Source organism: Flexibacter flexilis DSM 6793 (assembly GCF_900112255.1).
GTDB lineage: Bacteria > Bacteroidota > Bacteroidia > Cytophagales > Flexibacteraceae > Flexibacter > Flexibacter flexilis.
The window spans coordinates 1-23936 of the sequence record NZ_FOLE01000015.1 but is presented as its reverse complement, the minus strand read 5'-3'; the positions used below and the strand labels follow the sequence as shown (position 1 = coordinate 23936).

Below are 23936 nucleotides of genomic sequence, written 5' to 3'. Positions count from 1 at the left end.
TACAAAATTAGATAGAAATCGTTAAATAAATTTTGATGAAGAATTTTATAGAAGAATTGCGTTGGCGTGGCATGATTCACGACGTAATGCCAGGTACGGAAGATATGTTGAAACAAGGTGTCGCGACGGCTTACGTGGGCATAGACCCGACCGCCGACTCTTTGCACATTGGCCACTTGGTGGGCGTAATGGGACTCAAACATTTTCAACTTGCAGGGCATAAACCTATCGCGTTGGTGGGTGGAGCTACGGGCATGATTGGCGACCCTTCGGGCAAATCTGCCGAGCGTAATTTGTTGGACGAAGCCACTTTGCGCCACAATCAGGACGCTATCGGTCAGCAATTGGCCAAGTTCTTGGATTTTGAGTCGGCAGCTCCTAACGCCGCCGAAATCGTGAACAACTACGATTGGATGAAAGAGTTTTCGTTTTTGGACTTTATTCGCGACATCGGCAAGCACATCACCGTCAATTACATGATGTCTAAGGATTCTGTAAAAAAACGTATTTCGGGCGAAGAGCGCGAAGGCATGTCTTTTACGGAATTTACATATCAATTGGTACAAGGCTACGACTTTTTGCATTTGTTCCAGACGAAGGGTTGCCGTTTGCAAATGGGTGGTTCTGACCAATGGGGCAACATCACGACGGGAACGGAGCTTATTCGCCGCAAAGCCAATGGCGAGGCTTACGCCGTTACGTGGCCATTGATTACGAAAGCCGACGGTGGCAAATTTGGTAAAACAGAAAGCGGTAACGTATGGCTCGACCCAGCGAAAACTTCGCCGTATGCTTTTTATCAATTTTGGCTCAATTGCTCGGACGACGACACTAAAAAATATATTCGCATTTTCACGCTTTTAAGCCAAGAGGAAATAGAGGCGTTGGAGGCCGAACACGCCGCCGCACCACATACACGTCCTTTGCAAAAGGCTCTGGCTAAAGATATTACGGTACGCGTACACTCGTTGGCCGAATACGAAGCGGCGGTACAAGCCTCTGATATTTTGTTTGGCAAAGCCACAACTGAAGCATTGGCGCAAATAGATGAAAAAATGCTTTTGACGGTGTTTGAAGGCGTGCCGCAAGCAAGCGTAAGCCCAGAGGATTTGGCTACGGATGTGGTTAGTTTGTTGGGTGCTGGCTTGGATGGTTTGGTTTTCAAATCCAAAGGCGAGGCGCGTAAAATGATTGCTGCTGGCGGTGTGAGTATCAATAAGGTCAAAATTGCCGAACAACAGTTAGGCACGGATTTTGCATTGTTGCAAAATAAGTATCTACTCGTACAGAAAGGCAAAAAGGATTATTTCTTATTAAAAATAGAACAATAGAGTTACTTTTTGTGCGCTTTCGGGATTTAGTGTAAATAAAATGTTGGTAATTTCGCTTGCAGATAATTGTTATTTTGCATATAAACACGTACTTTTACCCCATTGAAAACGAATGACCCTTCTGTTACTTTGCGATATTTTTAATAGATAATCAAAAACGAACAGATGCAAAATATAATCGCTATGTACTTAAAGAGAACATTTTTTACTGTTTTTGCAATACTTACAACCCTGATTTTCAGTAGTAAATCTGCTATTGCTCAGTCAGAAATAGCTCCTGCTGATGCTCGCTCTGCCGAATATAGAATTCATTGTATTTATATTTATAACTTTACGAAATATATTCAATGGCCTTCTGATTATGGCAAAGGCGAATTTACGATTGGCATAGTGGGCGAAACGGGTCTTGCAGATGAGCTAAAGAAAATGGCTGATGTAAAGACGGTGAATGGTCGCAAAATTTTGGTGAAGCGTTACAAAAACGTCAATGAAGTGGACAAAGTTTGTCCGATGCTTATTTTGCCTGTACAAAGCAGTGATTTTTTGAGTACAGCGTTGCGCACTTGCAACAAGAATACGTTGATTATCACCCAAAAAGCAGGTTTAGCCAAAACGGGCAGCCCAATTAACTTTGTGTCGTTGGATGGTAAACCAAAATTTGAAATGAATACGACAGTTCTTGACAAAACAGATCTTAAAGTGCTAACGCAGCTAAAAAGCATTGCTATTTTAATAAACTAAGTATTTTATTAGCTCTCATATAAAAACGCCGTCCATTTTGGGCGGCGTTTGTTTTATCTAAAAGCGGTTACTTTTTGCTGTTTTCGGTTATTGATTCTACAAAGCAAAAAGTTATTAAAGTGATAATATTTCAAAACAATGGCTATTTTGCTATTAAATTGATATTTTTGCGGCCTCATTTTCTTTTTTGATTCGAAATAATTTTTATTTGAAATATAATGCACAACGATAGTTATGTAGTTATTATGGCTGGCGGGATTGGCAGCCGTTTTTGGCCTTTCAGCCGTACAAGCAACCCGAAGCAGTTTCATGATGTATTGGGTACGGGCAGAAGCCTTATTCAGCAAACGGTGGATAGATTTCATGATGTTTGCCCCAAAGAAAATATCTATATCGTAACCAATAAAGATTATTATCAGCTCGTCAAAAATCAACTTCCTTTTTTGGACGACGACCAAATACTTTTAGAGCCTGTCGGTAAAAATACAGCTCCTTGTGTGGCCTACGCTGCCCACAAAATCGTATGCAAAAATCCTAATGCAAACATTGTGGTTTCGCCTGCCGATCATGTGATCTTGAACGAAAAAGAATTTGAGAAAACCATCAAAACAGCCTTGTATAACTCTTATAACAAAGATGTTTTGATTACGTTGGGCATTAAGCCAAGCCGCCCCGACACGGGTTACGGCTATATTCAGTACATCGAAGGTAATTCGGCACTGAAAAAAGTAAAGACCTTTACAGAAAAACCGCACTTAGAATTGGCACAAACCTTCTTGGATAGCGGCGATTTTGTGTGGAACTCTGGCATTTTTATTTGGAGCGCAAAGGCTGTGATTAAGGCTATTGAAGCACATTTACCCGAAATGCACGAGCTTTTCCACGAAGGACAAAAATATTATTCTACCGAAAAAGAAGAATCTTTTGTGGAGCAAGCATATCCACAATGCAAAAGCATTTCGATAGATTATGGTATTATGGAAAAATCGGACAACGTATTTGTGTTGTTGAGCGATTTTGGTTGGTCGGATTTGGGAACATGGAAATCTTTGTACGACATCATGGACAAAGACGCAGACCAGAACGTTATCGAGGCCAACGCCATGCTTTACGATACCAATAATTGTATTATCAAAACCTCTAAAGATAAATTGGTAGTGATACAAGGTTTGTCTAATTACATCGTGGCCGAGTCGGATGGTATCATTATGATTTGCCAAAAAGACGAGGAACAGCGCGTAAAAGAGTTTGTGGCCGATGCCAAAGCCAAAAAAGACAAGCGTTTTATTTAGTCTAAAAAAAAATAGAAAATATAGTAAGCGAGATTTGGGCAAAAGGCTCGAATCTCGCTTTATTTTTGTGCTTGAATGTCCAGAATTTGCATTGGTTTTTGTTCTTTCATTTTGTCGGGGATGGCAGACAAAATGCTATTTTTCAAGGCTTTAACCAATCTTTCTTTTACATATTGGTAATGGCTCACAAGGCTAATTTCGCGCACTGGCGAAGGTGGCGCAAAATACCGAAGTTGTTTTTGTTGGGCGGGGCTGAGGCGTACGGCGGCCAGTTCTGGTATGACGGTAATGCCGTAATGGCTGTCCACCAGATTCATAAGCGTTTCGATGCTGCCCGCCTCGTAGTGGAGTTTGTGGTAAAATGCCGATTCACGTTTTAGTTCGCAGAGGTTCAAAATCTGGCTGCGCATACAATGCCCTTCTTCCAACAGCCATAATTTTTCTAAATTAATATCCGACGGCACAATATATTTTTTGTCGTTATCAGCTTCATTTTCATTGGCATACAAAAAATATTGCTCGTAATAAAGTGGCGTTTCCACGATGGTTTTTTCGTGTAGCGGCGTGGCCAAAATCCCCACATCAATTTCCCCAGACTTGAGTTTTTCGATAATGTTGGCGGTGGTGTATTCGTGAATGTAAAGACTGATTTTGGGATATTTTTCGGTAAAATTTTTCAGGAAAAGCGGCAGCAAATACGGGGCAACCGTCGGGATAATTCCCACGCGCAACTCGCCCGTAAGTTCGCCTTTTTCTTGCAACACGATGTCTTTGAGTTGGTTAGCTTCGCTCAAAATGCGCCGCGCCTGTGTGATTACTTTCACGCCGACGGCTGTCGGGACGACGGGCTGTTTACTGCGGTCAAAAAGAATTACGTCTAATTCCTCTTCCAATTTTTTAAGCATCATGCTTAAAGTGGCCTGTGTTACGAAACACGATTCGGCAGCTTTGGCAAAATGGCGGTGCGTGTCCACCGCGACCAAATATTCTAATTGTTGAAAGTTCATAGTTACGCAATTGCTTTGTTTTGGGGAATAGAACAAAAATACAACCTAATTATTTTTCTCCCCAATCCGAACTATTTTAATTCAAATATTGGTTATCTATTTGCAACATCATTGCAAGACTGTATCTTTGCAGCCATTCCAGAAAAAATTATCTTTTTGTTTAGATATAAAGAAAATGAAATTAGAAAAACTTGGTTTGTCGCTTTCGCTTATTTGCGCGATTCACTGTGTGAGCTTGCCTTTGCTGCTTACGCTTGCGCCGCTCGTGGGTCAAAGTTTTTGGGCAGACCCTGTGGTCGAAAATACTTTATTGGTAAGCAGTGTTTTTATTGCCGCTTACACGTTGGGTAAAGACTATATTTCAATTCATAAACGCGCTTCTGCGTTATTTACGGCGGCTTTGGGCTTTGGTATTATCCTGATTACCAAAACATTATTGCCTGCCAACTACGAACCTGTCATGATGGCCATCGGTGGTGGCGTTACGGCTTGGGCGTATTATCTGAACTGGAAATTGCGCCGCCTGACGGTTTGTACGAAAGGTTGCCAAGTTTCCCATAAACCCACTACCATGATGCGTGCTATGCAAGAAGCATAAGCACACATATATTTCCGTAAATTTCTCTTGTTTTCTTGGTCAGATTCGTCTGATAGTGTGATTATTGGCCTGAATATGTATTTTTACGGCCTAATCACTGTTTTTAATTTTCATCAAAAATATATTTTGGGCAGCCAAAAGGCTGTAAATCAATTATGTCATTAGCACACCCACAACGATATACCATTACGGCGGCTTTGCCGTATGCCAACGGCCCTGTGCATATTGGGCATTTGGCTGGTGTTTATATTCCTGCCGATATTTATGTGCGTTATTTGCGTTTGCGCAACCGCGATGTGATTTTTGTTTGTGGTTCGGACGAACACGGCGTTCCCGTAACGATTCGCGCCAAAAAAGAAGGCATTACTACGCAACAGGCCGTAGATAAGTATCACCAAATTATCGGCGATTCGTTCAAAGATTTTGGTATTAGCTTCGATATTTATTCGCGTACTTCCAACGCAACGCATCACGAAACTTCTTCGGCTTTCTTCAAAAAATTATACGAAGAAGGCAAATTTGTAGAGCAAACCTCCGAACAATACTACGACGAGAAATCCGCACAATTTTTGGCCGACCGCTACATACAAGGCACTTGCCCGAAATGCGGACACGAAAACGCCTACGGCGACCAATGCGAAAGTTGCGGTTCTACGCTTAGCCCGACGGAGTTAGTAAATCCGCGCTCAATGTTGAGTGGCGAGCCGCCCGTATTGCGCCCAACTAAACACTGGTTTTTGCCATTAGACCAATACGAAGGCTGGTTGCGCGAATGGATTTTGGAAGGCCATAAAGACTGGAAAACAAATGTTTACGGTCAATGCAAATCGTGGATTGAACAAGGCTTGCAGCCGCGTGCTGTTACGCGCGACCTCGAATGGGGCGTGCCTGTTCCCGTAGCGGGCGCAGAAGGCAAAGTGTTGTATGTTTGGTTTGATGCGCCGATTGGCTACATCTCGGCTACAAAGGATTATTTCAAACAAAACCCTGAACACGCGGCGCACAAAAACGTAAAATCTGCGGATTGGGAAAAATATTGGCAGTCGCCAGACACCAAACTTTTGCATTTTATCGGAAAAGATAACATTGTTTTCCACTGTATTATTTTCCCTGCAATGCTCAAGGCGCACGGCGATTACATTTTGCCCGACAACGTGCCAGCCAATGAGTTTTTGAATTTGGAAGGAAATAAAATCTCGACTTCCCGCAACTGGGCGGTTTGGTTGCATGAATATTTGCAAGATTTTCCCCAAAAACAAGACGTATTGCGTTATGTGCTTTGCGCCAATGCACCCGAAACCAAAGACAACGATTTTACGTGGAAAGATTTCCAAGCCCGCAACAACAACGAACTGGTAGCCACTTTCGGCAATTTCGTGAACCGTGCCGTTGTACTTACGCATAAATTTTTTGGTGGAAAAGTTCCACGTCGCGGGCAATTATATGATATTGACAATGAATTACTTGAGAAGTTAAAAATAACTCCTGAGCGTATTGCTACTTCAATTGAGGCTTATCGTTTTAGAGAAGCTCAAAACGAATTTATGGAATTAGCCCGTATGGGGAATAAGTATCTTGCCGATACAGAACCATGGAAACTAATAAAGACTGATATCGAACGAACAGCAACAATTTTACATATAAGTCTTCAAGTAGTAGCAAGTTTGGCTGTACTCTGTGAACCGTTCATGCCATTTACATCGAAGAAACTGTATGGCATATTAGGCATTAATAACCCTTTATATTTCCCTTCTGGTGAATATCCTGAAATAAGAGAAAGAGAAGGTGATAAATGGGTTGCAGCAGGTGCCACTTGGTTTTTATCCGAAGGCCATGAAATAGCACAAGCCGAATTGCTTTTTGATAAAATAGAAGACGACGTAGTAGCCGCGCAAGTACAAAAATTATTGGATACTAAAAAAGCCAATGAATTGGCTGCCAAGCCATTGCCGCCAGCCAAAGAACCCGTAACTTTTGAGGATTTCGGGGCGATGGACATACGTGTCGCTACGATTTTGGAAGCGGAAGCCGTACCCAAAACCAAAAAGTTACTCAAACTTACTTTGGATACTGGGCTGGACAAACGCACGGTAGTAAGTGGCATTGCCGAACATTATAATCCTGCCGACATTATCGGGCAGCAGGTTTGTTTGTTGGCTAATTTGGCTCCGCGCGAAATAAAAGGCATCACTTCTCAAGGCATGATTCTGATGGCCGAAAACAAAGACGGAAGTTTGGCGTTTGTTGTGCCGTCCAAAGAGATTATCAACGGCGGAACAATTAGCTAACTTTTAGATTTTTGTTTAAAACACGAGAGTGGGGGGAGCCAATTTATTGGCTCCCCCCACTCTCGTGTTTATTCCCATAATCACAAATTCTGTAAGTGCCGATTTACCAAAATCCCAAGCTAATGTCTTCTTAGTCACTGAAAATCTGACTAAATTTTCTTTTCTTTACCAAAAAGAAACAAGATGAGCAAAAAACTAATTCGGTTTGATTGGGCTATCAAAAGGCTGCTTCGTGATAAGGCTAACTTTGTAGTCTTGGAAGGTTTTTTGTCCGAACTGCTCTTTGAAGATATTAAAATCAAAGAAATATTAGAAAGCGAAAGCAATCAAGAAATTGACAAAGACAAGTATAATCGAGTTGATATTTTAACACAAAACTCTAAAAATGAGTTAGTTATTATTGAAATTCAAAACACCTACGAAATTGACTTCTTTCACAGAATGGCTTATGGCGTATCCAAAGCCATTACAGAAAACCTGAGTTTAGGGCAAGCCTACTCAGAAATCAAGAAAGTAATTTCGATTAACATTGTCTATTTTGACTTAGGGCAAGGCAAAGATTATATTTATCAAGGCAAAACAAATTTTGAGGGCTTGCACCAAAAAGACGTACTACAACTGTCGAGCAAGCAAAAAAAGACTTTTACGAAACTCAATGTCTCGGATATTTTTCCTGAATATTATATCATAAAAGTGAATAGTTTTAACGATGTTGCCACCGATACGCTTGATGAGTGGGTTTATTTTCTCAAAAATAGCGAAGTCAAAGACGAATTTAAGGCGAAAGGTTTGGCCGAAGCAAAAGAGGCATTTGATATAATGCGTTTGGACAAAGACCAGCATTATGCGTATAATCGTTATTTGGACTATTTGCACGTCAAGGCGAGCGATGCTCTTAGTTTGCAACTGGAAGCGGAAGATAAAGCAAAGCAAGATAGAAGTATTGAAATCGCTAAAATTATGCTATCCGATAATGAAATAAACGAAAAAATAGCGAAGTACACAGGCTTAACAGTTGAGCAAATAGAACTATTACGCCTCGAAAAATAAAACAAAACCCCGCTAAATTTTAGCGGGGTTTTTATTCAAATCACATTCCCGTAATCACAAATTCTGTGCGGCGGTTTTGTTGGCGACCTTCGGCGGTGGCGTTGTTGCCGAGCGGTTTGGCACTGCCGTAACCTTTGGCTGTTAGGCGCATGGCTTCTATGCCTTGTGTCGTGAGAAAAGTACGTACGGCGGCGGCACGACTTTCCGAAAGTTTTTGGTTAATCCTTTCATTTCCAACATTATCTGTATGGCCGCTTACTTCTACTTTGAGTTTGGGAAGTCGGCGCATAAGTTGCACGAGTCTTTGTAATTCTGTGGCGGATTCTGGTCGCAATTCAGCTTTTCCCGAATCAAAAAACACGTTATTTAAAATAATTTTTGCGCCTGTTTCGGGCTTGGAAAGTTTCACTTCGCGGCGTAATTCGGTGTAGCCACCTTCCGAAGACATCGACACATTTTCCGAATAAAAAAGCCTGTCTTTTTGCTCAATGGTTACGTTGTAGTTGCGGCCTGCTGGCAATGCCACGACGTATTCGCCACTGCTGCCATTGGATTTGAATTGCGCTACTTGTTCTTTGCTCACATTGTCCGAAACAGAAATAGTCGCTTCGAGCGGCTTGCCCGTCTCGTCGCGCACTGTGCCTTTGAGCAGTGCCACATCTGGCGGACGAGGCGGCGGCGGCATACGCACCACATACAAATCTTGGCGGCCTAAACCTTCTTCTTTTTCGGAAGCAAAATAACCATACTTACCATCTGCCGAAAGTGAAAAATACAAGTCATCAGCGGCAGTATTGATGGGGCTACCCAAATTTTCGGGTGCGCCAGTGGCATCGCCTGCACCCATCGGGATTTTAAAAATATCGTAGCCGCCCATGCTGCTATGGCCTTTGGAACTGAAATACAGCGTTTTGCCATCGGCTTGCAAGTTGGGCGATTCCTCGTCGTAAGGCGTATTGATTTTATTGCTCAAAATACGCGGTGGCCCCCATTTGTTTTTTTGTCGGAGACACATATAAATATCTTTGTTGCCTTTGCGGTCGGAAACGAAAAATAGCTTTCGCCCGTCTGCCGACATACACACCGACGACTCAAACGCGGGGCTGTTGTTCTCAAAGGCTACGGGTTTGCTCCATTCCTTGTCTTTTAGCTCCGAAATATAAATGTCGCCGCCGTTTGTGCCTCTGTAAATAAACATGGTCTGGCCGTCGGGCGAAATGCCGATACAAGCATCATGTTGTTTGGTGTTGATGGGCGAAGGTAAATTTTGGCCTGCGTCGAAAGCTCCGCCGCGATTGTAGCTAATGTAAATATCTTCGTAATAAAGACCGTCGTCGGGGTCGCGTTCGCCGCCTGTGGTGCTGGCGCGGCGCGAGGTGAAAAACAGGCGCATTTGGTCGGCAGTGATAAAAGGCAAATACTCGGAGTTGGCTGTGTTTACGACGTTGCCCATGTTGGACATACGTGCTGCCGTGGGCGAAGCCACATATTTTTTCCCAAATTCGCATTGACGCACCAATCGCGCAACTTCTATGCGGTTATAACGCTTTGAGTCAGAACGTTTGTATGCGTCTATCGCCCCATCAAAATCGTGTGCAATGTGCCGCGCTTGCCCCAACGTAAAATACATTTCGTCGGGTACGGGATTGCTTAGGCTAACGGCTTTTTCGGCGAAAGTAAGGGCGCGTTTTTTGGGTGAACTTTGCAAATAGGCTTGGGCCAATCGCCAATTGGCTTCGGCATTTTTTGGATTGGCGGTTACGGCATCTTCCAGAAATTTGACGGCAGCAGGGAAATTTTTCGCTTCAATAAATTTTTTCCCTTTTTCCAGCAGCTTCACATCGTTTTGGGCATACGAGAGGCCAAAACTGCCCAGCCACAAAGCCAAGAAGATATATTTTTGTTTCTTCAACATAATTTCTTTTGTTTAGAGGCTGAAAAACTAACGAAATTTCGCAGAAATATATATCACATTGCTTCAATTTTGGCAGTCAATGTTATTTTAATAGCATTTATTGTTAAATTTGCGCCCTCTAAAAATGCTTAGAATACGGATACAGCTCAATAAACAGCAACGATTTTCGTTTATGTGCTGATAATCTCTTAACGAAAACTATTTTTCAACACACAATACGTTAGATATGAACTTACAAGATATTGCGACGATTTCAGGCAAAGGCGGTCTTTTCCGTATTAGCAAACCAACACGTACAGGTGTAATTCTCGAAACCCTTGACGCTCAAAAAAGTAAAATCGTAGCAGGTGCCACAAGCCGCGTTTCGATTCTGAAAGAAATTTCTATCTATACCACATCCAAAGAAGGTTCTGTGCTTTTGGAAAAAGTATTGATGGATATTTTTACGAAATACGAAGGCAAAACCGTAGAACTTTCGTCTAAGTCTTCGGAAAAAGAACTTTGGGATTTTGTGTTTGGTGTAATTGAAGACTGCGACAAAAGCCGCGTTTATACTTCCGACCTCAAAAAATTAGTTTCTTGGTATAATATTTTGGTGCAATACGCTCCAGATTTGTTTGTAGCCAAAACCGAAGAAGCTCCCGCTTAATTCTTTTGATTTTGCACAAATAAAAGGGCCACTAAGTTTACAAAAAGTTTAGCGGCTCTTTTATTATTCTATTCTCTTAAAACACATAATATGGCAAACGTTAGAACGATTATTTTTTTATTTTTAATGGGTTTGTTTAGTCAAGCTTCTTGTAAAAAAGATAACCCCCAACCTCCTGATGTTGATGTGGTTAAGCTGACTGCTAAAAGTTGGAAATTTGAATCTGGCACTATTAGTCCTAATTATAAAGGAAGTGCTGTATTGAGTACGGATGTGCTGCCAGAATGTAGCAGGGATAATGTTGTAACCTATAAATTAGATTATACAGTAGAGTCCCAAGAAGGAAATTTGAAATGTAGAGAAAATAGTGTTATTAATGGCACGTGGGGCGTAAATACAGACAAAAAATCTATGTACGTTAAGTTGAGTAGCGAATACATGAATAAATTAGAATACGTGGAAGTTTCGGACTCAACGCTAAAATATCGTTATTCTTGGACAAATATTGACGGGACATTTACTATATTTTATAAATTTAAAGCAATATGAAAATCCATAAATTCCCTTATAACTAGCTGATTACAAGGGAATTTGTTTTATTGTCTTTCCACGAGTTTTTCGATGATATGCCTTAGGTATTCGTTAAGTTGTTGGATTTGTAATTCATAGTGTTTATCAATCCCTATTGTGGGCTTTTGGGGTAATGCAGATGATGAAGGAAAGGACAACATTTCAAAAAGATTAATTTCTACTATTTTGGCAATAGTAATAGTTTGTTATTTGCTTATATAAATATAAATATTTTCATTTTTCTGTAATTGCCTTGCGACATTTGTAATCGTTCGACACAGATAAAACGGCTATTGTTATGATGGATGCAGATGGTGAAATAACAGCTGCTATAGTAAATGAACTTACCTCTTCTAAATTAAAAGTAACAACCATTGAAGATGGAGTTACTGCTACTTTTACCTTTGCTGCTCAATAATATTTTTTTATTTGTTTTTACTTCAAAGAAAATTACTCAACGATGAACGGATAATTGTCTTCTACGTAAATATCTTTGTACACCTCATCTGCTGGAGGATATGGAGACTCTTCGGCGAAACGCACACTTTCGGCCACAACTTCTTTTACTTTTTCGTCGATGGCATTTAGTTCGTCTTCAGTTGCAAGATTTTGTGTCAAAATTGTGTTGCGAACGTCTTCTATTGGGTCTTGCTCTTTGTACTGCTCCAACTCTTCTTTGGTGCGGTATTTTTGAGGGTCAGACATCGAGTGACCTTTGTAACGATACGTGCGGAACTCCAAGAATGTAGGACCATCGCCACGTCTTGCGCGTTCGGCAGCACGGCTTACTGCTTCGTGAATGTCTTCTACTTTCATGCCGTTTACAGGCTCAGAAGGCATATCGTACGACAAACCAAGTTTATAAAGTTCTGTTACATTCGATGTGCGTTGTACGGAAGTACCCATCGCGTAACCGTTGTTTTCTACTACAAAGATTACAGGTAATTTCCATAACATCGCCATGTTAAAGGCTTCATGCAAAGCACCTTGGCGTACTGCGCCATCGCCCATGTAAGCGATACACAAGTTGTCTGTACCCAAATATTTTTCAGCGAAAGCCAAACCCGCACCCAAAGGCACTTGTCCTCCCACGATGCCGTGTCCGCCTACGAAGTTTACTTCTTTATCGAAAATGTGCATCGAACCGCCTTTCCCTTTAGAGCAGCCCGTTTGCTTGCCGAAAAGCTCGGCCATAATGGCATTTGCCGACGTACCCAATGCCAATGGCAAAGCGTGGTCGCGGTAAGCCGTAATATATTTGTCGGTTTTGCGCAAAGCAGAAGCCGAACCAGCCGCACAAGCCTCTTGGCCTATATACAAGTGGCAAAAGCCTTTGATTTTTTGTTGGCCGTAAAGTTGTCCTGCTTTTTCCTCAAATTTGCGCATGAGCAACATACTCTCATACCAAAACAGATACGTTTCTTTTGAGTAAGTTACTTTCTCCGATTTTACTTTGTTTTTTTCTCTCATGGTATTGTTCCGTTAAGGGGTATTATAGGGTATAGCAACGAAAGCTATTTGCGAATTAAATCAAAATCTAAATGCAAAGTGATTTTAGTCCAGAAAAATTCTAAACCTGTACGCAAAGGTGCAAAATTAGAATTTCTCACACAATGCCAATGTTTTAGACTTCATGCGCAAAAGTGATTCGGAATCGTTGTAGTTGGGCAATTCGGACAAATTTATCCATCGAATGTCTGTAATTTCTGACAATTGTGGCAAAATTTCTTTGTCTGTGGCCATAAAAGCAAAGCGAATATCGAAATGTAAATGCGCCGCCATCTGCTTATTTGCGGGGATTGGGTGAATGTCGATGTCCCAAATCTGTGGGTAGCGGGACAATGTTTCTAAACTTTTCAAGCCTGTTTCTTCGGTAGCCTCGCGCCAAGCCGCATGCTCAAGACTTGTGTCTTCGGGTTCGATGTGGCCGCCTGCCTGAAACCAACGTTGCAGTTTGGCATGGTGAATGAGCAAACATTTTTGGAAGGTTGCGTCCAGAATCCAAGCCGAAGCAGTAAGATGTCCGTTGAGATTGTGGCGGTCGGCGAAGTTGTGCGGATTTTTTTCCAAAAAGTCTAAAACCTGTGTCTTAAAAGCCGCCTCCGTTTCGTTAAATGCGTTATATTTTTCTACTAATAACTTAGTGTCTGTGAAGGATAGCATTATTTTATTCTAAATGTAAAAATGTAAATGAGGAGATATTTAATAAATGCCCTAAAAGATAAGTTTGTCGGTACAAAAAAACTAATTGTTAAGCCAAAAAATACATATAATTCTGCATATCTGCTTTAAATGAAGCCTATACAAGAGTTTAAGAAGGCATAATGTAAGTTTGTGGAGGCTATACAGAAGTTCAGGACGCTTATACAGAAGTTCGTGGAGGCTATACAAGAGTTTAGGACGCTTATACAGAAGTTTATGGAGGCACATACATAAAGCATTAATACAAAAAATACGCACCGAAGTGCGTATTTATCAAAGATTTTTGGCTGAAGGGAAATCATTTTATCTATTAAAAAAAGAAGTCTTATCCCAGCCATTTTCCCCCAACAAAGGTACAAAAGCCGCTTCGCCGCAGTCTTCAGAGGTTATATTGCCGTGCGCATCTTTTCGTATTCGTAGCATTCGTTGTTGTCGGTCAGCTCCGACAGGAATGACAATAATGCCATTGGGGGCGAGTTGTGCAATGAGGGCATCAGGCACGGCAGGCGCACCCGCTGTTACCAAAATACGGTCGAAAGGTGCGTAAGTAGGCCAGCCCAAAGAGCCATCACCACAGCGGAACGTAGCATTGTATCCCATGCGTTGCAACAAATTGGTATAAGTTCGGAAAAGATTTTGGTTGTATTCGATAGAAAAAACTTTTGCGCCTAAAGTAAGCAAGACACAACATTGGTAGCCCGAACCCGTTCCTATTTCCAACACCTTATGGCCTTTTTGTACTTCTAGTAAAATGGATTGTCGGGCAACGGTATAGGGTTGTGAAATGGTTTGACCTTCGCCAATGGGAAAAGCTTTATCGTCGTAGGCGTGTTCTAAAAAGGCTCTTTCGAGAAAAACGTGTCTAGGGACTTTGCCAATAGCCCCCAGTACTTCAGGATTGTCGATGCCTTTTTCTTTCAATATACGGAGCAAGCCGCGTCGTAGTCCTTGTTGGCGATATGTGTCTTCTATTACAAACATTGATTCTATTTTATCCTACAAATATAGATTATCCTTCTAAAAAAAGCCTTAGTTTTGTACCCCGTCTTGTATTTTGATTATGAACCGAGCAGTACTTTTAACCGCATTTTTAGCGTTTTTGTTCACGAGTTTTTCGGGTTGCGATATTATCAACCCCGAGCAAAAAGAACCCGCGTATTTAGAAATCGATACCTTTAGTTTTGATAATAATGGCTATGGAATGCCGATTCAGCGCATTACGGATGCGTGGGTTTATGTCAATTCTAAATACATCGGGACGTACGAGTTGCCAGCCAAGCGCATCCCTATTATTCCGAATGAAGATGGCTCAGCGGCTACGGTTTGGATAGATGCGGGTGTTTATGTAGATGGCATCCGTACGCAGCGCGTAGCATATCCGTTTTATTCGCGTAGTACGCACAGCGTACAATTTATTAAAGGTCAAACTGCTAAACTTACGCCGAGTTATAAATTTACGCCGACGAAAGTTTTAGTTGAAGATGGTTTTGAGGGAGTTACAGGGTTTGCAATCAAGAAAGGCAAAGAAAGTACCGTACCACTAGAGTTTGTCGCCAATACGGATAATTATCCAGAAAATGGGGAGCAGTATGCCATTATGCGAGCGGCCAAAGATTCGGTAGAAACGTTGCAAATGTTGCAGACCGATAGTACTGTTATTCCGTCGTACAAACCTACTTACTTGGAAATGAGCTATAAATGCAGCATGCCAATTGGTGTGGGTATTTATGTGCAATCTACTAGCACACATCAGTATATTTATGGTCTGACGCTCAATGCTACGGCTAATCAATGGAAGCGTGTTTATGTGTATTTGGGAGATGAAATGTATCCCGAATCCTATTCTCATGAGACGGGTAGTCTGTTTCAGTTTGTTATTTTGGGGAAATCAGATGGGGCACAAGAGCATTTTATTGCTGTAGATAATTTGCGGCTTGTTCAGATGTAACAATATTTCAGACACACTTAGTAGTTTATAAGATAGCTTTATTTAGAGTAATGAAAAAAAATATAGTACGCACTTATTATTTACTGGCAGACTTTTTGGCCGCGTTGTTGGCTTGGATAAGTTTTTATATCGCCCGCAAATACGTTACGGCAGACTATAATGAAAGTGTTTGGTTTACACTCCTCGAAAGTGGCGCAGTGATTGGCTTGTTCTGGTTGCTGGTGTATGCGATTGCGGGTTTTTATGTGCAAGTGTATCGCCGTTCTCGCGTAAAGGAAGTGTTGTCTATTTTGGCCGTCTCTTTTGTGGGCGTGTCTATTATTTCGGTTGCCATTCTACTGGATGATGATGTTGCGGGCCATTCGAGTTTTTATTTCTACACCTTTGCGTATTTTCTGATTCATAGCTTTTGGGAATTGCTTTTGCGCGTGTCAGTTACTACGCATTTGCACCGCCTTATTCGTAAAGGAATTATTTATTTTAATACGGTGATTGTAGGCTCAGAACAAAAGGCCAAAGAAATCTATGAAGAACTAAAAAGCTCTAATAGTTTTTTGGGTAATCGTATTTTGGGCTACGTGCATACGGCCGAAGAGCGCGAACACCTTCTTACCGAGATTCCGCATTTGGGAAGTTATACCAATCTGGAAAATATTATTCAGGAGAAAAGCCTTACGCAAGTGGTGATAGCCACCGAGCCTTCCGAACACAAACTTATTGAGGATATTCTTAACCGTGTAGAAGGCACAAATGTGAATGTGAGTATTATCCCAGACTTATATCAAATCTTGATTGGGGCGGTACGCGTAAGTCATGTTTTTGGTACACCTTTGGTCGAAATCAGACAAGAACTAATGCCCGTTTGGCAGCAAGTTGTAAAACGCGGCATGGATATAGGCGCATCGCTGGCAGTGCTGACGATTGGTTCGCCGTTTTACTTGTTTGTTTCCTTGATGACTAAGTTTTCGTCTGAAGGGCCAATTTTTTATTCACAAGAAAGAATCGGGAAAGGCGGCTTGCCGTTTCGTATTTATAAGTTTCGGAGTATGTACACGAATGCCGAACAGGCAGGCCCTGCACTCTCTTCCGACCACGATCCACGCATTACGCCTTGGGGTAGATTCATGCGCAAAACCCGCATTGATGAGTTTCCGCAATTTTATAATGTACTTATCGGAGATATGTCGTTGGTGGGGCCACGCCCAGAACGCCAGTATTTTATTGACCAAATCGTAAAAGTAGCCCCGCATTACAAGCATCTGAACCGCGTAAGACCTGGTATCACGTCTTTGGGACAAGTGAAATACGGCTACGCCGAAAATGTGGAGCAAATGGTGCGCCGCCTCAAATACGATATTATTTACATCGAAAATATGTCGCTGGCAATGGACTTCCGCATTATGATTTATACGGTGCTGACCGTGCTAAAAGGTAGCGGAAAATAAGCTATTAGACCAAATAAGTTTGGGGCGTTTGCAAGCTAACGTATCGTTTTCCAACAGAAAACTGTAATGGTACACCTAATGGCAATGCCACATTTTGGGGTTCGTGGCCAACAGGAAAATGATAGGCTATTGGGTAATCAAAATCTTGTGTGTGCGTCGCGACGATTTGCTGGAGGCTTTGCCCGAAACTTGGCGTATTATCTTCCATGTCTGAGAAATGCCCCACGATTAAGCCTGCCAAACCTGCGAGTTTTCCACTGCGCCGCAACTGCCAAAAAAGGCGGTCGATGTGGTACAAATGTTCGCCTACATCTTCCAAAAACAGAATTTTACCGCGTGTGTCAATTTCGGAACGCGTGCCGATGGCATGGCAAAACATCGTCAGGTTTCCGCCCACCAGTTCGGCGGTAGCTGTGCCTTCTCTGTTCAAAGCACTTCCTGTTATTTGGTATTGAATGGATTTTTTGAAAAGCCATTGGCGCAAACTTTCTACGGAATATTCCGCGCCTTGCTGGCCAAAAAGTTTGGGCATAATACCATGTACGCTGGCCATACCGTTTTGATATAATTCACTAAGCAGCAGCGTAATATCACTAAAACCAATCACCCATTTGGGACTGTTTTTTATTCCATCAAAAATAATTTGGTCAATAATTCGGCTCATGCCGTAGCCACCGCGTACGCAAAACACAGCTTTGATGCTTGTGTCATCGAAAGCGGCTTGCAAGTCTGCAGCGCGTTGCGCATCAGTGCCTGCAAACTGATGATGTTGGGCAAATAAATGTTTTGCAAATTCCACTTTCAATCCCCAACTTTCCAAGATTTGGCGTGCGTGTGCCACATCAGCTTGGCCGCTAATGGCCTTGCTTGGAGCAACAATAATGACTTTGTCGCCGCGCTGGAGAGCTGGGGGAATGATGCAATTGGCCATTGTTTATTTCTCTGAAATTTTGCGTAAAAGTTGCTCCAGCGCGTACTCGTCTTTGATTAACACTTCGCGGGCTTTGCTGCCCTCGAATGGCCCGACGATGCCCGCCGATTCGAGTTGGTCGATGAGGCGACCCGCACGGTTGTAACCAAGTTTTAATTTACGTTGAATCAAAGAAGTACTGCCTTGTTGGTGTAGCACGATGGTACGTGCCGCTTCCTCAAAAAGTGCATCGCGTTCGGATGGGTCAAATTCAGCTTTGTCTGAGCCGCCGTCTTCGCCTTCGTATTCGGGCAATAGATAGGCCGAATCGTAGCCACGTTGTCCGCCGATAAAATCACAAACACGCTCCACTTCGGGCGTGTCCACAAACGGACATTGCAAACGAATAAGGTCAGAACCTTGCGAGAAAAGCATATCCCCTTGACCGACCAATTGTTCCGCGCCGCCAGTGTCCAAAATCGTGCGTGAATCGACTTTCGAGGTTACTCTAAACGATAAACGCGCAGGGAAGTTGGCTTTGATAATACCCGTAATAACGTTTACCGAAGGGCGTTGCGTGGCCACTACCAAGTGAATACCGATGGCACGCGCCAATTGTGCCAAACGTGCGATAGGTTGTTCTACTTCTTTGCCCGCCGTCATCATCAAATCCGCCAACTCGTCAATAACCAACACGATGTAAGGCATAAACTTGTGTCCTTTTTCGGGGTTAAGTTTACGTTCCACAAATTTGGTATTGTATTCGCGAAGGTTGCGGCAATTGGCTTCTTTGAGCAAATCGTAACGCGTGTCCATCTCGATACAAAGCGAGTTGAGTGTATTCACTACTTTTTTAGTATCGGTAATAATGGCCTCTTCCGAGTTGGGTAGTGCGGCCAAGAAATGGCGTTCTATTTTGCTGAAAAGCGAAAGTTCTACTTTTTTGGGGTCCACCAACACAAATTTGAGTTGCGAAGGGTGTTTGCTGTACAGCAATGAAGCCAATAATACGTTCAAACCCACCGATTTACCTTGCCCAGTCGCACCCGCCATGAGCAAGTGAGGCATTTTGGCTAAGTCAATGATAAGCACTTCGTTAGAAATGGTTTTACCCAAAACAACTGGCAATTCTTTATCTGATTTCAAGAAACGTTCGTTGGCTAGCACTGAGCGAATCGAAACCATTTCGCGGTTTTTGTTAGGAACTTCTATACCGATTGAGCCTTTGCCAGGGATTGGGGCAATAATCCTGATGCCCAACGCGGCCAAACTCAAGGCAATATCATCTTCAAGGCTTTTGATTTTGGAAATACGAACCCCTGGTGCAGGCACGATTTCGTAAAGCGTAACCGTAGGCCCTACCGTTGCTTTGATGTTGGAAATCGCAATGCCGTATTGGCTGAGCGTATCCACGATTTTATCTTTGTTGGCGGCCAGTTCCTCGTTGTTGATGTGTACGTTATTGCCCGTATGCGGTTGCAACAAATCCAAAATAGGGTAGGCGTAAGACGGTAAATCCAGTTTTGGGTCATAGTCTCCAACGCCAGCGTTTAGGGCGGCACGTTGGTAGTCGTCATCGTCGAGCAGGATTTCTGTCGGCGTTTTTTCTATCACAAACTCAGGTTCTTTGTCTTGCTCGTCTTCTTCTTGCGCCTGCGTTGGTGTATTGGTTACTGTAAAGGCGGGTTCTGCTGGAATTTTAGGTGTTTCTGGTAAAACAGGCGTTACGGGAGGTTGTTGGTCTAAGATTTCCAAATTTTCTTCGTCCGTCTCTTCGTCTAATTCTTCAGCTTGCTGATTTTTCTCAAATTCTTCTTCGTCTATTAGTGGCACAGAAGTCGTAATAATTGGTTTTTCGGTAATGACAGGTTCGGGTGTTGGTTGTTTTTCTTCTTTGGGTTTACCAGTTGGTACGGACAAATCGAAGAAATAAAGCATAAACAAACCGCCGCTAAACACCAACAAAAGCCACGTTCCCCAGCCAATCATATCATGGAAAAAGAAAGCTATTTCGTAGCCGATACCGCCGCTCAAAAATCCAAAACTGGTTTCGGCTTCCGACAAATACACCACATAGCCCAACAACGAGCCCACCCACAAAGCCATAAACACGGCAAAGCGTGTAATGCGGTTGAGGTTAATCAAACTTTTCTTGAAAATGGCGCGATAGGCTGCCGCAAAAAGTAATGGCGGAACAAAAAACGAACAAATACCAAACCATTTGTACATTAAAAAATATGCAATGATTGCACCGCCCAACTTGAGCCAGTTTTCGGCTTCTTTGCCCGACTCGCGGAGCGTGCCGTTCCACAAACTTTCTACAACGCTTTGGTCGGCTTTGCCTGTAAATAAAGCTGAAAATAAAGCTGTTAGGACTGCAAATGAAAACAACATTAAGGCAAAACCCAACGAGAATTTGAATTTGGGGTCTTGCAAAAAGGTTGGGTTTATTTTAATGGATTTTACGCTTTTTGCTTTGCTTTTACTCGCCGCCGCTGGATTTTCCACTTGGGGTTCTTTGGGCGTGTTTTTGTATGTATTTTGCGCCATTGTGGGTGCGATTATTTCTTTTTCAGATGGTATTGCTATAAAATAAAAGACGAGGCACAGCCGCAGCCATGCCCGTCCACAAAAGTAAGCAAAATTTCATTATTTAAAATTCTGACAAACGTTGCCCTACGTTCCAGCGCAACGCCGCCGACAAGAAGGTTGTTTTGCGCGACCATTCGGCCAAATCGCTTTTTTTATCTCTATAAATCATCTTCAAATCAAAGAACAAATTGTGTTTGACTTGATAAGTAAGCGTCGCGTCCACATACAATTGTTTGGCCTGAATGCCTTGCCCAATTTTGTTGCCGTATTCTTGGCGTTTGCTGCTGTAGCTTCTGAGAATATCTGCACCCGAATTGAAAGAGTCGGTGTCTTCGCCGTATTTGCTCACAAACATTTTGCCTGTAAACATCAAACGACCCACAGGCTGATAACGCAAAATTCCGATGTATTCGTAGAAATTCGCGCCCAACGGATGCGCCAACGCCTGATTGTAATGTGCATAAGAGCCGTAAGCGTCTTTGTGTGCGTACATATACGGACGAGCTACGTTTATTTCGCCTTGCAAATCCAAGTTTCTAACCCCAAAAGCATCTATATATTTCAGACCGATTTGCCCAGCTTGTTTGTTGCCCCACCAGCCGTTACCCGCTTTCACTTCGTCGAGTTTGAACTCGTCAAGCGCCAATTGGCCGTACAAAGAACAATGTTTTAGGAAATTCCATTTAAAATCAATCCCCAAAAACGCATTGTCGCGGCTGCCTTGCTGCTGCTCCGCCGAACGGTAAAAAATGACAGGATTCAAATACGCCCAATCAAATGTTCCGTTGCGCAAACTATCGTCGCGGCCAAACATAATGGATTCAAAAACGCCAATGTTAAAACTCTTGGTTACGTTAAGACTCAAATGATGCAGTGCCAAAAATTTATTAGGAATAAATTTATCATTTGCCAAACGCGAACTTGTTTTCATTTGGGCAAAAAGGTTAGTGTATTCAAATCGCCAAATGCGCGTGTTGAGTTTTAGAAACGGATAGCTTGTCGCAAAATCCGACAAAATCATAGACCTGTAACCGTTTCCGATGAAATGGCGGTCTTGCCCAAACTGCACATTGATATTTTTAACGGGATTAAAAGAAATATAAGCCCTGCCCGTAATAAAATCGTAGCTATTAGAGTTTTTGCCAACCACTTGGCCATCAAAATTTTTGATAAAAGCCTCTTGCGGCACAGCCTGAATCGAGTCTATGTAGTTTTTGGCATAGCCCGCAAAACTGGCTTGGTTTTCGCTCAAAAACGTATAAAACCCGACCTTTTTATTAATCGTACCTCTAATTTCTACGCCGCGCGTATTAATATAAGGCGTATAATCTACGTCTTTGTCCTTTCCGCCCTGAAAATAAATGACAGGATTAACATGCAAATCAAAGTCTTTGTCCGAATAATGGTACAAATCGGCTTTTTGCTGATAAAATGTTCCCCAAATGGCTTTACGACTTTGAGCGTTTGGGGCTTTGCTCCATTCGGCATTGTCATTTTGCAAATAAGTGAGGTTAAAACGGTCTGCCGCCGACCAACGTGCCGCCGAATCTGCGAGCAAGGTGTCGGCTAATTGTGCGATGCCTTTACGTTCGTAGGCTTTGCTACTCGTAAAAAATCCGTCGGCAAAACGTCCTGAACGAATCTCATAACGGTCTGGCAAATGATAATAGTCGTAATTGATGGGTGCAAACGTGCTTTGCGCTTGCGCCAAACCTGCTACCGCCAAAAATGATAATGTAAGTAAATGCTGTTTCATTGTTTGCGTAAAATGTGCGTTTAATCTTCCCAAAGATATAAAAGATACGTTGTTTTATTATTTTTCTTGAATGTTTGTAATTTGGCAAATATTTAATTGAATCGGAAACAATGTTACTATATAATACAGGTAACTCCGAATAGAAAGAAATAAACTGACCTTATCTTTGTCTATTCCATGAAAAAACTCATTCTATTGCTTATTATAATAGGAGGGAAGTTTACCGCGCAGGCGCAAACACATATTACAGCGTATTCGGCGCATGTTTTTGACCAAGCCACCCGCAAGCCTTTACCGTTGGTTTCGGTTTCTTCGCCACAACAAAGCACTTATACGGATTTTGCGGGAGCTTTCAGCCTCAAAGCCACATCTTCGGATTCTATTCGCTTTTCGTCGGTTGGCTATAATAAAGTAGTGTTTGCCGCCGCCACATTGCCCGACACGATTTTTCTTGTGCCATCAAATCTCTTATTAAAGGAAGTAACAGTTACTCAAACGCCAGTTCGCAAACGCGAGAAGATGGGGGCTGCTGACAAATTCGGCAAGATTGGCAAGCGCGAATGGACAGGCTTTTGGTATAAAGGGAAACTCCATGGCTTAATGCACGATGATTTCTCTATTGCCGTGCGAGTAAATAATACTTATAGGCGTTCGGTGAAGGTGAGCAAAGTCAAGTTTTTGATAAGCGACGACAGAAATTATACGATACTCAAAGACGAAACAGGCTTTAGCGACCCGATTACAGTAACTGTACCTGTCCAAAACACTAAAATATTGGTGCGTCTGCACGCACATAAGCCCGATTTTGACGAAAAACCTGCTTCCAAAGATGTTTTGTTAGAGAATTTAGTGATGGAGGTCGGTAAAAACCAAGAAGTTTTGGAATTTGATATTAGTGAGCAGTGTATCATGTTACCGACGCAAGGGTTGTTTTTTGCTTTAGATTTTTTGGGAATAATAGAAAACGACCAGTTTATTTCTGTCGAAAAGCTCACAGACCACCAATTACACCAATTTGTGCCATGTTTTATGCCACAGGATAATTTGAAGGAAAAAACAGCTTTACAAAGCTTTTCTAAAACCACCCGAAATCCTAATCAATGGGTTCTTTCACTCGTCGGCAACTACCAAATGGCTGCTTTTGTAGAAATTCCGTCGTATCCCTAAAAATCTTTCTTTTATAACTCATTAAAGATGAGGTTATTGATAATATTTTTAAAAATAATTTGGGATAATATTAGGAAAATAGAGAAAAAGGGGGGATGTTTGCAGCCCGATAAAGGAGGGGCGGCTTGAAAGAAGGTGGTTCTATGTAGTAGTAAAAGAGCTTTATAATGTTGTTAGCTAACGAGTTATAGAGGGCGATAAAAAAACTCAAAAAATATTTGCGAAAATATTTGGAGAATAAAAACAAAACGCTGACTTTTGCAACCCGATTAAGGAAGAGCGGTTCTAACGAGAGCGGCTTAAAGTCTTGAAAAAAGGAAAAGGAGCTTGTGTTGAGCGATTGATATGAGTAGAGACTTGAAAAAACTTTAAAAATTTTCGAAAAAGATTTGGAAGTTAAAAAAAAGTTTCTGACCTTTGCACCCCGATTAAACGAGAGAGGGGTTAAGATTTTGAAAAGCGAGGCACTGAAAAA

The 23936-nt window shown here is 42.1% G+C and carries 19 protein-coding genes; 11 read left to right on the top strand and 8 right to left on the bottom strand.

Annotated elements, in window-relative coordinates:
* The first annotated feature begins 35 nt into the window (after positions 1 to 35).
* From tyrS to BM090_RS17150, 3 genes are all read left to right on the top strand, one after another.
* Positions 36 to 1331: a tyrosine--tRNA ligase gene (gene tyrS, locus BM090_RS17160; protein WP_091516571.1), complete on the top strand. Its 1296-nt coding sequence runs from the start codon at positions 36 to 38 to the stop codon at positions 1329 to 1331.
* 165 nt (positions 1332 to 1496) lie between these two features.
* Complete coding sequence (locus BM090_RS17155) at positions 1497 to 2072, top strand: YfiR family protein (RefSeq protein WP_091516566.1); 576 nt, start codon at positions 1497 to 1499, stop codon at positions 2070 to 2072.
* Between the two features lie 218 nt (positions 2073 to 2290).
* Positions 2291 to 3364 carry a mannose-1-phosphate guanylyltransferase gene (locus BM090_RS17150; RefSeq protein ID WP_091516562.1) on the top strand — a complete coding sequence of 358 codons (1074 nt, stop codon included), beginning with the start codon at positions 2291 to 2293 and terminating at the stop codon, positions 3362 to 3364.
* 59 nt (positions 3365 to 3423) lie between these two features.
* On the opposite strand, the gene BM090_RS17145 is transcribed toward BM090_RS17150, so the two are convergent.
* Entirely contained in the window at positions 3424 to 4371 is a 948-nt protein-coding gene (locus tag BM090_RS17145) for a hydrogen peroxide-inducible genes activator (protein WP_091516559.1), read from the bottom strand.
* 175 nt (positions 4372 to 4546) lie between these two features.
* Here BM090_RS17145 and BM090_RS17140 point away from each other — a divergent pair, with 175 nt between their 5' ends.
* The 3 genes from BM090_RS17140 to BM090_RS17130 all read left to right on the top strand — a co-directional run bounded on the left by BM090_RS17140 (position 4547) and on the right by BM090_RS17130 (position 8307).
* Positions 4547 to 4969, top strand: a complete 423-nt coding sequence (locus BM090_RS17140) for a MerC domain-containing protein (protein ID WP_091516557.1) — start codon at positions 4547 to 4549, stop codon at positions 4967 to 4969.
* A 155-nt stretch (positions 4970 to 5124) separates the two neighbouring features.
* Positions 5125 to 7257 (top strand): methionine--tRNA ligase, encoded by a 2133-nt coding sequence (gene metG / locus BM090_RS17135; protein ID WP_091516554.1) that lies wholly within the window; start codon positions 5125 to 5127, stop codon positions 7255 to 7257.
* Positions 7258 to 7440: 183 nt separating this feature from the next.
* Positions 7441 to 8307, top strand: a complete 867-nt coding sequence (locus tag BM090_RS17130; protein WP_091516550.1) for an Rpn family recombination-promoting nuclease/putative transposase — start codon at positions 7441 to 7443, stop codon at positions 8305 to 8307.
* A gap of 40 nt (positions 8308 to 8347) precedes the next feature.
* Here the strand turns inward: BM090_RS17130 and BM090_RS17125 are convergent, their stop codons facing one another.
* Positions 8348 to 10222 carry an OmpA family protein gene (locus BM090_RS17125; RefSeq protein ID WP_091516547.1) on the bottom strand — a complete coding sequence of 625 codons (1875 nt, stop codon included), beginning with the start codon at positions 10220 to 10222 and terminating at the stop codon, positions 8348 to 8350.
* A gap of 226 nt (positions 10223 to 10448) precedes the next feature.
* Between BM090_RS17125 and BM090_RS17120 the strand changes: the two genes are divergently transcribed.
* Together BM090_RS17120 and BM090_RS17115 are read left to right on the top strand one after the other, a co-directional pair.
* Positions 10449 to 10871, top strand: coding sequence for a DUF5606 family protein (locus BM090_RS17120; protein WP_091516544.1), 423 nt, complete (start codon positions 10449 to 10451; stop codon positions 10869 to 10871).
* A gap of 186 nt (positions 10872 to 11057) precedes the next feature.
* The gene (locus BM090_RS17115; protein WP_143084027.1) at positions 11058 to 11420 is read left to right on the top strand and encodes a lipocalin family protein; all 363 of its coding nucleotides are present in this window, start codon (positions 11058 to 11060) and stop codon (positions 11418 to 11420) included.
* 471 nt (positions 11421 to 11891) lie between these two features.
* Here the strand turns inward: BM090_RS17115 and pdhA are convergent, their stop codons facing one another.
* The 3 genes from pdhA to BM090_RS17100 form a co-directional block, all read right to left on the bottom strand.
* Positions 11892 to 12911, bottom strand: coding sequence for a pyruvate dehydrogenase (acetyl-transferring) E1 component subunit alpha (gene pdhA, locus BM090_RS17110; protein ID WP_091516538.1), 1020 nt, complete (start codon positions 12909 to 12911; stop codon positions 11892 to 11894).
* A 126-nt stretch (positions 12912 to 13037) separates the two neighbouring features.
* Positions 13038 to 13604 carry an NUDIX hydrolase gene (locus tag BM090_RS17105; protein ID WP_091516534.1) on the bottom strand — a complete coding sequence of 189 codons (567 nt, stop codon included), beginning with the start codon at positions 13602 to 13604 and terminating at the stop codon, positions 13038 to 13040.
* A 342-nt stretch (positions 13605 to 13946) separates the two neighbouring features.
* Positions 13947 to 14624: a protein-L-isoaspartate(D-aspartate) O-methyltransferase gene (locus BM090_RS17100; RefSeq protein WP_091516531.1), complete on the bottom strand. Its 678-nt coding sequence runs from the start codon at positions 14622 to 14624 to the stop codon at positions 13947 to 13949.
* Positions 14625 to 14703: 79 nt separating this feature from the next.
* Between BM090_RS17100 and BM090_RS17095 the strand changes: the two genes are divergently transcribed.
* Together BM090_RS17095 and BM090_RS17090 are read left to right on the top strand one after the other, a co-directional pair.
* Positions 14704 to 15591 carry a hypothetical protein gene (locus BM090_RS17095; RefSeq protein ID WP_091516527.1) on the top strand — a complete coding sequence of 296 codons (888 nt, stop codon included), beginning with the start codon at positions 14704 to 14706 and terminating at the stop codon, positions 15589 to 15591.
* A 50-nt stretch (positions 15592 to 15641) separates the two neighbouring features.
* Complete coding sequence (locus BM090_RS17090; RefSeq protein WP_091516524.1) at positions 15642 to 17036, top strand: sugar transferase; 1395 nt, start codon at positions 15642 to 15644, stop codon at positions 17034 to 17036.
* Positions 17037 to 17040: 4 nt separating this feature from the next.
* Here BM090_RS17090 and BM090_RS17085 read toward each other — a convergent pair whose 3' ends face one another.
* From BM090_RS17085 to BM090_RS17075, 3 genes are all read right to left on the bottom strand, one after another.
* The gene (locus BM090_RS17085) at positions 17041 to 17967 is read right to left on the bottom strand and encodes a S66 peptidase family protein (RefSeq protein ID WP_091516520.1); all 927 of its coding nucleotides are present in this window, start codon (positions 17965 to 17967) and stop codon (positions 17041 to 17043) included.
* 3 nt (positions 17968 to 17970) lie between these two features.
* Entirely contained in the window at positions 17971 to 20496 is a 2526-nt protein-coding gene (locus tag BM090_RS17080; RefSeq protein ID WP_091516518.1) for an FtsK/SpoIIIE family DNA translocase, read from the bottom strand.
* Positions 20497 to 20599: 103 nt separating this feature from the next.
* On the bottom strand, positions 20600 to 22294 hold the full coding sequence (locus BM090_RS17075) for a hypothetical protein (RefSeq protein ID WP_091516517.1): 1695 nt from the start codon (positions 22292 to 22294) through the stop codon (positions 20600 to 20602).
* A gap of 177 nt (positions 22295 to 22471) precedes the next feature.
* Here BM090_RS17075 and BM090_RS17070 point away from each other — a divergent pair, with 177 nt between their 5' ends.
* Entirely contained in the window at positions 22472 to 23461 is a 990-nt protein-coding gene (locus tag BM090_RS17070; RefSeq protein WP_091516516.1) for a carboxypeptidase-like regulatory domain-containing protein, read from the top strand.
* The last annotated feature ends 475 nt before the right edge of the window (positions 23462 to 23936 follow it).

Bases quoted from the DNA above. Each gene is read 5' to 3' on its own strand.
- tyrS (WP_091516571.1), top strand. From the start codon at position 36: ATGAAGAATTTTATAGAAGAATTGCGTTGGCGTGGCATGATTCACGAC.
- BM090_RS17155 (WP_091516566.1), top strand. From the start codon at position 1,497: ATGCAAAATATAATCGCTATGTACTTAAAGAGAACATTTTTTACTGTT.
- BM090_RS17150 (WP_091516562.1), top strand. From the start codon at position 2,291: ATGCACAACGATAGTTATGTAGTTATTATGGCTGGCGGGATTGGCAGC.
- BM090_RS17145 (WP_091516559.1), bottom strand. From the start codon at position 4,371: ATGAACTTTCAACAATTAGAATATTTGGTCGCGGTGGACACGCACCGC.
- BM090_RS17140 (WP_091516557.1), top strand. From the start codon at position 4,547: ATGAAATTAGAAAAACTTGGTTTGTCGCTTTCGCTTATTTGCGCGATT.
- metG (WP_091516554.1), top strand. From the start codon at position 5,125: ATGTCATTAGCACACCCACAACGATATACCATTACGGCGGCTTTGCCG.
- BM090_RS17130 (WP_091516550.1), top strand. From the start codon at position 7,441: ATGAGCAAAAAACTAATTCGGTTTGATTGGGCTATCAAAAGGCTGCTT.
- BM090_RS17125 (WP_091516547.1), bottom strand. From the start codon at position 10,222: ATGTTGAAGAAACAAAAATATATCTTCTTGGCTTTGTGGCTGGGCAGT.
- BM090_RS17120 (WP_091516544.1), top strand. From the start codon at position 10,449: ATGAACTTACAAGATATTGCGACGATTTCAGGCAAAGGCGGTCTTTTC.
- pdhA (WP_091516538.1), bottom strand. From the start codon at position 12,911: ATGAGAGAAAAAAACAAAGTAAAATCGGAGAAAGTAACTTACTCAAAA.
- BM090_RS17105 (WP_091516534.1), bottom strand. From the start codon at position 13,604: ATGCTATCCTTCACAGACACTAAGTTATTAGTAGAAAAATATAACGCA.
- BM090_RS17100 (WP_091516531.1), bottom strand. From the start codon at position 14,624: ATGTTTGTAATAGAAGACACATATCGCCAACAAGGACTACGACGCGGC.
- BM090_RS17095 (WP_091516527.1), top strand. From the start codon at position 14,704: ATGAACCGAGCAGTACTTTTAACCGCATTTTTAGCGTTTTTGTTCACG.
- BM090_RS17090 (WP_091516524.1), top strand. From the start codon at position 15,642: ATGAAAAAAAATATAGTACGCACTTATTATTTACTGGCAGACTTTTTG.
- BM090_RS17085 (WP_091516520.1), bottom strand. From the start codon at position 17,967: ATGGCCAATTGCATCATTCCCCCAGCTCTCCAGCGCGGCGACAAAGTC.
- BM090_RS17080 (WP_091516518.1), bottom strand. From the start codon at position 20,496: ATGGCGCAAAATACATACAAAAACACGCCCAAAGAACCCCAAGTGGAA.
- BM090_RS17075 (WP_091516517.1), bottom strand. From the start codon at position 22,294: ATGAAACAGCATTTACTTACATTATCATTTTTGGCGGTAGCAGGTTTG.
- BM090_RS17070 (WP_091516516.1), top strand. From the start codon at position 22,472: ATGAAAAAACTCATTCTATTGCTTATTATAATAGGAGGGAAGTTTACC.